Source organism: Shinella sp., from assembly GCF_052438155.1.
Taxonomy (GTDB): Bacteria; Pseudomonadota; Alphaproteobacteria; order Rhizobiales; family Rhizobiaceae; genus Shinella.
The window spans coordinates 24,054-32,647 of record NZ_JBQVPI010000021.1 but is presented as its reverse complement, the minus strand read 5'-3'; the positions used below and the strand labels follow the sequence as shown (position 1 = coordinate 32,647).

Below are 8,594 nucleotides of genomic sequence, written 5' to 3'. Positions count from 1 at the left end.
CTTTCGAAAACCCGCCGGTTGACGAATTTCGGATCGATGCGCGTGCAGAAATCCTCAAGGCTCTTGAACGGCGTATCGCCACGGATCTGGACGATGTGCTGCACCGCCGCCTCGCCGACGCCCTTGATGGCGGCGAGCGCGTAGTAGATGCGGTTCTCGCCGGTCTCGAAATGCGCAAAGGACGTCTGCACGGAGGGCGGGATGACCGCGATGGCGAGACGGCCGGCATCCTGCCGGAAGTCGTTCAGCTTGTCCGTATTGGACATATCGTAGGTCATCGACGCGGCGAGGAACTCGACCGGGTAGTGCGCCTTCAGATAGGCCGTCTGATAGGAAACGATGGCATAGGCGGCAGCGTGCGACTTGTTGAAGCCATAGTTGGCGAACTTCGCAAGCAGGTCGAAGATGTTGTTCGACTGAGGCTTGGAGACACCGTTCTTCACTGCGCCCTCGACGAAGCGGGCGCGCTGCTTGTCCATCTCCTCCTTGATCTTCTTGCCCATCGCGCGGCGCAGAAGATCGGCCTCGCCGAGCGAATAGCCGGACAGAACCTGGGCGATCTGCATCACCTGTTCCTGATAGACGATAACGCCCTGCGTTTCCTTCAGAAGATGGTCGATCGTCGGATGGATCGATTCGAGTTCTTCCTCGCCGTGTTTTCGGGCGTTGTAGGTCGGGATGTTCTCCATCGGGCCGGGGCGATAGAGCGCCACCAGCGCGATGATATCCTCGATGCAGTCCGGTCGCATGCCGATCAGCGCCTTGCGCATGCCGGCACTTTCCACCTGGAACACGCCGACCGTCTCGCCGCGCGACAGCATCTCGTAGGTCAGTTGATCGTCGAGCGGCAGGCTCTCGAGCTTCACCTCAATGTCGCGCTTGCGGATGAAATCGACCGCAGTCTTCAAAACGGTCAGCGTCTTGAGGCCAAGAAAGTCGAATTTTACGAGCCCCGCCTGCTCCACCCATTTCATGTTGAACTGAGTGACCGGCATGTCGGAGCGCGGATCGCGGTACATCGGCACGAGCTGCGACAGTGGCCGGTCGCCGATCACGATGCCGGCGGCGTGGGTCGAGGCGTGGCGGTAAAGCCCTTCGATCTTCTGGGCGATATCCAGCAGACGCGCGACGACCGGCTCCTTGTCCGCCTCCTCCTGGAGCTTCGGCTCCTCCTCGATCGCCTTGGAGAGTGGCGTCGGGTTGGCCGGGTTGTTCGGCACGAGCTTGCAGATCTTGTCGACCTGGCCGTAGGGCATTTCCAGCACGCGACCGACGTCGCGCAATGCGGCGCGCGCCTGCAGCGAACCGAAGGTGATGATCTGCGCCACCTGTTCGCGGCCGTATTTCTGCTGCACGTAGCGGATCACCTCTTCGCGGCGTTCCTGGCAGAAGTCGATGTCGAAGTCGGGCATCGAGACGCGTTCCGGGTTGAGGAAGCGTTCGAAGAGCAGCGAGAAGCGCAGCGGATCGACGTCGGTAATCGTCAGCGCATAGGCGACGAGCGAGCCCGCGCCCGAGCCACGGCCGGGCCCAACGGGAATGTTCTGTTGCTTGGCCCATTTGATGAAGTCGGCAACGATCAGGAAGTAGCCGGGAAACTTCATGCGCTCGATGACGCCCAACTCGAAGTCCAGCCGTTCCCGGTAATCCTGCTCGCTATAGCCGGGTGTCAGGCCGAGCAGCGCCATACGGCTCTCGAGACCTTCCACGGACTGGCGGCGAAGTTCCGCCGACTCGGCACGATCCGCCTCCTCCGGGTCATCCGTCGCCCCCGTGAAGCGCGGCAGGATGGGGTTGCGTGTGTTCAGCACGAAGGAGCATCGTTTCGCGATCTCGACCGTATTCTCCAAGGCCTCGGGCAGATCGGCAAAGAGCGTTGCCATATCCTTGCGGCTCTTGAGATAATGGTCGGGCGTCAGGCGGAAACGGTTGTCGTCGGAGACCATCGCATTGTGCGCCACCGCCATCAGCGCATCATGGGCGTCGTAATCGTCCGGTGTCGGGAAGAACGGCTCGTTGGTTGCGACCAGCGGCACATCCTCCGCATAGGCAAGCTCGACCATGCGCCGTTCATGTTGCTTGTCGTAACGCCCGTGGCGCTGCAATTCGATATAAAGCCGGTCGCCGAAGACCCGTTTCAGCGCATCCAGCCGCGCGCGCGCCACGGTGGGCTGCCCGGACAAGAAGGCCATATCGATCGGACCGCCGCGCGCGCCGGTGAGTGCAATCAGTCCCTCGGCGCCTTCCTCCTCAAGCCAGCTATAGGCGATGCGGACCGCCTGGCTGCCCTCGCCGCCGAGATAGGCACGGCTGACAATATCGACGAGCCGGGTATAACCGGCGTCGGTTGCCGCAAGGAGAACGATCGACGGCAGTTTTTGAAGTTGCGCCTGCCCCCCGCGACGTTCGCCTTCGCCCTCGTCTTCCATGTCGATCGACAGCTGGCAACCAATCAGCGGCTGGATCCCGTCGCCAACCGCCTTCTGCGAAAACTCCAGCGCGGCGAACAGGTTGTTCGTATCGGTGATGGCGATGGCCGGCTGCTGGTCCGACGTCGCCTTGCCGATGATCTTCTTGATCGGCAAGGCGCCTTCCAGCAGCGAGAAGGCGGAATGAACACGCAGATGCACGAATTGTGGTGTCTGCGCGGTTGTTCCGCTCTCCGTCTTTGGGGCTTCACTCGCCATCGGGATCTTCCTTCATATCAAGGAAAGAAGCTTAAGCGGATTCGCACCCGCCTCGTCCAGACGGTTCTTTGTGTTGCACCCGGTTTCCACGTCGAGTGGGCCGGTATTCAGGCGATGATAACCAGAAATATCAGATTCCAAAGAGGATGACGGAGAAGCTGGCGACGAACATGGCCATGGAGGCGAATGCAGCAAGGTCACGAAAGAAATCGGTCATTGTGGCTCCCTTTCCTTTTATGTTTCCATTTTGTTCTTTTATTGTTCCCGTGTCAACAGCTTTCCACAAGCCCTCTGGACCGGCCTTCGCCAGCGCAATAAGGTCGCCTCGACCAATGGAGGAATAAAGATGAAGTCGTTGATTGCAGCCCTCATGTTTTCGGCTGCCCTGCCCGCTCTTTCGGCCGCCGCGGATTTTCCGGCGGACCGCATCATCGCCATGGCGAGCGGCGACTGGAACAAGGACGGCACGCCGGATCTCGCCGTGGTGGCGACGCCGGGCGACGATAGCGGGGATGACAACGGGCTCTATGTCTACGTTGCCAAGCCGGAAGAGAACCGGCTGACGCTGGTGCTTTCCCTGCCGAACACGATCTGGGGCAATCTGACCATGTATGGCCAGGAGCCGGAGCTGACGGCGCTTGCCAATGGCTCGTTCACGCTGACGACGAAGAACGATTCGATCGGGCGCGACCGCTGGCGGCAGTCGCTGACCATTGCCTATCGCAATTTCGATTTCATCGTCGCGGGCTACACCTTTTCGTCCTACGACACGCTCGATCCGGAGGGCGGGAAAGAATGCGACCTGAATGTGCTGACCGGCAAGGGCAAGAGCGGCGACCAGACGGTCGCCGGCCAGGCGCAATTCGTGCTGCTCAAGGACTGGAAAGACGAGATCGCCCGCAAAATCTGCGGGCTTGATAACTAGCGCTCGTGAACCCTAAGCGCGGGCTTGTCAGGCAAGCTCGCGCACGAGCCCGTCCTCGATCGTCACGCGACGATCCATCAAGCTGGCGAGCTGGTGGTTGTGGGTAGCGATGAGGGCCGCGAGACCGGACTGGCGCGCCAGCGCTTCGAGCGCCTCGAAGACGTAGCCGGCGGTTTCCGGATCAAGGTTTCCGGTCGGCTCGTCAGCAAGCAGCAGAAGGGGCGCATTGGCGACAGCGCGGGCGATCGCCACACGCTGCTGTTCGCCGCCTGACAGCTCCGACGGGCGATGATCGGCGCGGTGGCCGATGCGCATGTAGTCGAGCAGCTGGGCGGCGCGTTCGCGCGCCTCGACCTTCGTGAGGCCGCCGATCAGCTGCGGCATCATGATATTTTCCAGCGCGGTGAATTCCGGCAGCAGGTGATGGAACTGGTAGACGAAGCCGATCTCGTTGCGCCGGATCGTCGTGCGCTGGTCGTCGGACAGCGTGGCACAGGAATGACCGTTGACGAAGACCTCGCCGGCATCGGGCTTTTCGAGCAGGCCGGCAATGTGTAGCAGGGTCGACTTGCCGGTGCCGGACGGCGCGACGAGTGCCACCGTCTCGCCGCTCTTCAGCGCAAAATCCGCGCCCTTGAGGATCGACAGCACGGTTTCGCCCTGGCCGTAGTGCCGTTCGATGCCCTTGAGTTCCAAAGCGACGCGCGCGTTCATGGCGTTCTTGTTCCTATTCGTACCGCAGGGCCTGGACCGGATCGAGCTTGGAGGCACGCCAGGCGGGGAAGATCGTCGCGAGGAACGACAGCACCAGCGCCATGGCGATGACCGAAACCGTCTCGCCGACATTCATGTCGGCCGGAAGCTGGCTCAGGAAATAGAGTTCGGGGTTGAACAGCGTCGTGCCGGAAATCCAGGAAAAGAACTGGCGGATCGATTCGACGTTGAGGCACACGATGACGCCGAGCAGAACGCCCGCGAAGGTGCCGACGGTGCCGATCGCCGCCCCCGTCATGAAGAAGATGCGCATGATCGCGCCGGACGTGGCGCCCATGGTGCGCAGGATCGCGATGTCGCTGCCCTTGTCCTTCACCAGCATGATGAGACCGGAAATGATGTTGAGCGCAGCAACGAGCACGATCAGCGTCAGGATCATGAACATGACATTGCGCTCGACCTGCAGGGCCGAGAAGAAGGTCTGGTTGCGCTGGCGCCAGTCGGTGATGAAGATCTGCCGTTCGGCCGCCGCCTCGATCGGTTGACGCAGCTCGTCGATGGCATCCGGATTGGAAACAAACAGCTCGATCGACTGCACGACGCCTTCGGAATTGAAATAGAGCTGCGCTTCTTCCAAGGGCATATAGATGATCGACGAGTCGTATTCCGACATGCCGATCTCGAAAATGGCGGAGACCGTGTAGGTTTTCACGCGCGGATTGACGCCAAGCGGTGTGACATCCCCTTCGGGAGCAACCAGCGTGATCTGGCCGCCGGCGCTGAGGCCGAGCTGTTCGGCCATGCGTGAGCCGATCGCCACGCCGCCGCCGGCGGCAAAGCCGACGAGGTCGCCTTCCTTGAAATGATCCGAAACGGCCTTCATCTTGGCAAGGTCGTCAGCGCGGATGCCGCGCACCAGCGCGCCCGTGCCGCCGCCTGCCGTGCCCTGCGCCAGCGTCTGGCCCTCGACAAGCGGGATCGCCATGGTGACGCCCGGAACGGCGGAAAGACGCTCTGCAAGCTTGGCGAAATCGTTCAGCGGCGTATCGATCGGCTGGACGATCATGTGGCCGTTGATGCCGAGGATGCGCGAGATCAGCTCCGTGCGAAAACCGTTCATCACGGCCATGACGATAATGAGCGTCGCGACCCCCAGCATGATGCCGATGAAGGAAAAGCCGGCGATGACCGAGATGAAGGCTTCCTTGCGCCGGGAGCGCAGGTAGCGCCAGGCGACCATCCGCTCGAAAGCGGAGAACGGGCGGTTCTTCTTGTAGGCCTGAGCCTCGGTTGTCCCGCTCGCTGCGTCAGCCATGGTCCCCTCCCGTTGCCCCGGCGCGGCGCATCAATTGCCGGACGTCAGGCGGTTGATGGCCGCCTCGATGGTCAGCGTCTCGCGTTCGCCCGTCTTGCGATCCTTGATCTCGACTTCGCCATTGGCAACGCCGCGCGGACCAGCAATGATCTGCACCGGTGCGCCGATGAGATCGGCCGTCGCAAACTTGGCGCCGGCCCGCTCGTCCTTGTCGTCATAGAGCGTGTCGATGCCGGCATTCGAGAGCGCGCCGTAGATCGTCTCGCAGGCGGCGTCGCAGGCCGCGTCACCCGACTTCATGTTGATGACAATCGCCTCGAAGGGCGCCACGGACTTCGGCCAGATGATGCCGTTCTCGTCATGCGATGCTTCGATGATCGCGGGTACCAGGCGCGTCGGGCCGATACCGTAGGAGCCCATGTGCACGGCGTGCTCCTTGCCGTCCGGCCCCTGAACCTTGGCGCCCATGACGTCGGAATACTTCGTGCCGAAATAGAAGATGTGGCCGACTTCGATGCCGCGGGCCGACAGGCGTTCGCCTTCCGCAATGGCCTCGAAAGCGGGTGCGTCATGCATTTCCGAGGTCGCCGCGTAGCGCGAGGTCCATTTTTCGAAGATGGTGCGCAGGCCGGCAACGTCCTCGAAATTGGTGTCGAGGCCGGGAACGTCGAAATTCAAAAAATCCTTGTGGCAGAAGACTTCCGACTCGCCGGTATCGGCAAGAATGATGAATTCGTGGCTGAGATTGCCGCCGATCGGGCCGGTATCGGCGCGCATCGGAATGGCGCGCAGGCCCATGCGCGAGAAGGTGCGCAGGTAGGCCGCGAACATGCGGTTATAGGCATGCTCGGCGCCTTCGCGGGTCAGGTCGAAGGAATAGGCGTCCTTCATCAGGAACTCGCGCGAGCGCATGGTGCCGAAGCGCGGGCGCATCTCGTCGCGGAACTTCAGCTGGATATGGTAGAGGTTGAGCGGCAGGTCCTTGTAGGACTTCACGTACGAACGGAAGACGTCCGTGATCATTTCCTCATTGGTCGGACCGTAGAGCATCGGGCGCTCCTGGCGGTCCTTGATGCGCAGCATTTCCTTGCCATAGGCGTCGTAGCGACCGCTTTCCTGCCAGAGTTCGGCGGATTGCAGCGTCGGCATCAAGAGCTCAACGGCGCCGGCACGATTCTGCTCCTCGCGGATGATGGCGTTCACCTTGTCCAGGACGCGCTTGCCCAGCGGCAGCCAGGTATAGATGCCCTGGGACTGTTGCTTGACCATACCCGCACGCAGCATGAGCCGGTGAGAGACGATCTCGGCCTCTTTGGGGTTTTCCTTGAGGATGGGCAGGAAGAAGCGTGAAAGGCGCATATCGATTTTCCAGCGGGACTGATCCGCCCTATTCGGGGAATCGGGCAAAATGACGTTGATTTTCACGCGTTCATAAACGCTTCGCCGCAGGAAAGAAACCCGGCAGGCCAAGCAGGGATGCCGGGACGAAGCACTGGCAACCGACGCAGGCCATTCCGAGAAATGTGGCGGAAAAACGGGGGCGTCAATAACAGAAATTGCGCATAGGTTGTCAACGGAAAAATTTTATTCCACTGTAGCAAAAATGCAAAAAAGCGGATGACAACGCCTAAGCTTTGGGCTAGTTTCAGGCCACAAAACAGGCAGGAAGTACAAATTCCTGCCATTTCGCGGTCAAGTCTTGGGAGGATCAGATCTTAGGCGCGCGTAGACGCTGCCACCGCAAAACGGATAGAGATCACGCGATAACTGTAAAACAAGGCTTTCAGCCTTGTTTTTTTTTGCCTTTTTCCCATTAGACTTTCGCTTTATCAATTTCTCGCCAGGGGTCCATGCGTCAAAGACGCACATCGGCGCGCAATGCGACACTCCGTCTCACGTAACGTAAGAAAATCCGGGCCGGTTTGCACAACTCGGGGGCAAGCAAGGGCCGCATGCGGGCTATTTCCGGCGCAATCTGACGATCGACAAACGGAAGACTATTCCCCCCGATCCCGAAGACGGGGAATGGCTTGCTTTCGTCAGGTGAACGGCCGTTAACCTTTGCGACGACCGCTTATTTGAAATTCGGCATGAATTGCGGGATGGAGTCGATGCCATAGCCGAGGCGTACCGATACGATGTACCAGCAGCCGTAGATGACGGCGGAGATCAGCGTCGTTATGAGGATCACCCGGCCACCGCGGAATCGCGCGGGCGCGCTTTCCACCGTGCCCGGCACTACCTCTTGCGCCTCACCCTGGGTCTTCACTCCGAAAGGCAGGACGGCAAAAAGCGTCAACCACCAGATGACGAAGTAGACGGCGAAAAAGGAAAACCACTGCATGGACGAGCCCTCGTGCGACAGGCGGTCTTGTACGCCGGTCGCGGGTGAAGTTCAAATGGCTGAAGGGCGGCGTGCTGTCACACCTCTTCGAGTTCGACCAATGTGCCGAAAAAATCCTTGGGGTGGAGAAAGAGCACCGGCTTGCCATGCGCGCCCGTCTTCGGATTGCCGTCGCCAAGAACGCGGGCACCGCTCGCCACCAGCCGGTCGCGGGCGGCGAGAATATCATCCACCTCGTAGCAGATATGGTGCATGCCGCCTGCAGGCGCTTTTTCAAGGAAGGCGGCAATCGGCGAAGCGTCGCCGAACGGTGCCAGCAATTCCACCTTGGTGTTCGGCAGTTCGACGAACACCACCGTCACGCCATGCTCCGGCAGGGCCTGCGGTTCGGAAACCCTGGCGCCAAGCGTGTCACGATAGGTCGCGGTGGCGGCAGCAAGATCCGGCACGGCGATGGCGATGTGGTTGACCTTACCGAGCATGTTACCTCATCCATTCAGGGCATCACGCGTGGCATGCCCCCTCATCCGCCTGCCGGCACTTTCTCCCCGCCGGGGAGAAAGAAAGAAAACGAGACGTCTGCAATCTCCCCTTCTCCCATCGGGGAAA

The 8,594-nt window shown here is 60.9% G+C and carries 7 protein-coding genes; 1 reads left to right on the top strand and 6 read right to left on the bottom strand.

The window, feature by feature from the left end:
• Nucleotides 1-2,687 (bottom strand): DNA polymerase III subunit alpha (dnaE, locus tag ACT6VE_RS26380; protein WP_444801297.1); only part of this gene is annotated, 2,687 nt, incomplete at its 3' end.
• Between the two features lie 346 nt (nucleotides 2,688-3,033).
• On the opposite strand from dnaE, the gene ACT6VE_RS26375 reads away from it, so the two are divergent.
• Complete coding sequence (locus ACT6VE_RS26375; protein WP_444801296.1) at nucleotides 3,034-3,612, top strand: hypothetical protein; 579 nt, start codon at nucleotides 3,034-3,036, stop codon at nucleotides 3,610-3,612.
• A gap of 27 nt (nucleotides 3,613-3,639) precedes the next feature.
• Here ACT6VE_RS26375 and ACT6VE_RS26370 read toward each other — a convergent pair whose 3' ends face one another.
• From ACT6VE_RS26370 to mce, 5 genes are all read right to left on the bottom strand, one after another.
• Nucleotides 3,640-4,326, bottom strand: coding sequence for an ABC transporter ATP-binding protein (locus tag ACT6VE_RS26370; RefSeq protein ID WP_444801295.1), 687 nt, complete (start codon nucleotides 4,324-4,326; stop codon nucleotides 3,640-3,642).
• A 13-nt stretch (nucleotides 4,327-4,339) separates the two neighbouring features.
• Nucleotides 4,340-5,641: a lipoprotein-releasing ABC transporter permease subunit gene (locus tag ACT6VE_RS26365; protein ID WP_444801294.1), complete on the bottom strand. Its 1,302-nt coding sequence runs from the start codon at nucleotides 5,639-5,641 to the stop codon at nucleotides 4,340-4,342.
• A gap of 30 nt (nucleotides 5,642-5,671) precedes the next feature.
• Nucleotides 5,672-7,000, bottom strand: a complete 1,329-nt coding sequence (proS, locus tag ACT6VE_RS26360; protein WP_444801293.1) for a proline--tRNA ligase — start codon at nucleotides 6,998-7,000, stop codon at nucleotides 5,672-5,674.
• 715 nt (nucleotides 7,001-7,715) lie between these two features.
• Nucleotides 7,716-7,985, bottom strand: a complete 270-nt coding sequence (locus ACT6VE_RS26355) for a DUF1467 family protein (protein ID WP_444801292.1) — start codon at nucleotides 7,983-7,985, stop codon at nucleotides 7,716-7,718.
• A gap of 77 nt (nucleotides 7,986-8,062) precedes the next feature.
• On the bottom strand, nucleotides 8,063-8,467 hold the full coding sequence (mce, locus tag ACT6VE_RS26350; protein ID WP_444801291.1) for a methylmalonyl-CoA epimerase: 405 nt from the start codon (nucleotides 8,465-8,467) through the stop codon (nucleotides 8,063-8,065).
• Nucleotides 8,468-8,594 lie beyond the last annotated feature (127 nt).

What these genes read in the sequence shown, in the direction of transcription:
- ACT6VE_RS26375 (WP_444801296.1), top strand. Translation starts at nt 3,034, where the DNA reads ATGAAGTCGTTGATTGCAGCCCTCATGTTTTCGGCTGCCCTGCCCGCT.
- ACT6VE_RS26370 (WP_444801295.1), bottom strand. Translation starts at nt 4,326, where the DNA reads ATGAACGCGCGCGTCGCTTTGGAACTCAAGGGCATCGAACGGCACTAC.
- ACT6VE_RS26365 (WP_444801294.1), bottom strand. Translation starts at nt 5,641, where the DNA reads ATGGCTGACGCAGCGAGCGGGACAACCGAGGCTCAGGCCTACAAGAAG.
- proS (WP_444801293.1), bottom strand. Translation starts at nt 7,000, where the DNA reads ATGCGCCTTTCACGCTTCTTCCTGCCCATCCTCAAGGAAAACCCCAAA.
- ACT6VE_RS26355 (WP_444801292.1), bottom strand. Translation starts at nt 7,985, where the DNA reads ATGCAGTGGTTTTCCTTTTTCGCCGTCTACTTCGTCATCTGGTGGTTG.
- mce (WP_444801291.1), bottom strand. Translation starts at nt 8,467, where the DNA reads ATGCTCGGTAAGGTCAACCACATCGCCATCGCCGTGCCGGATCTTGCT.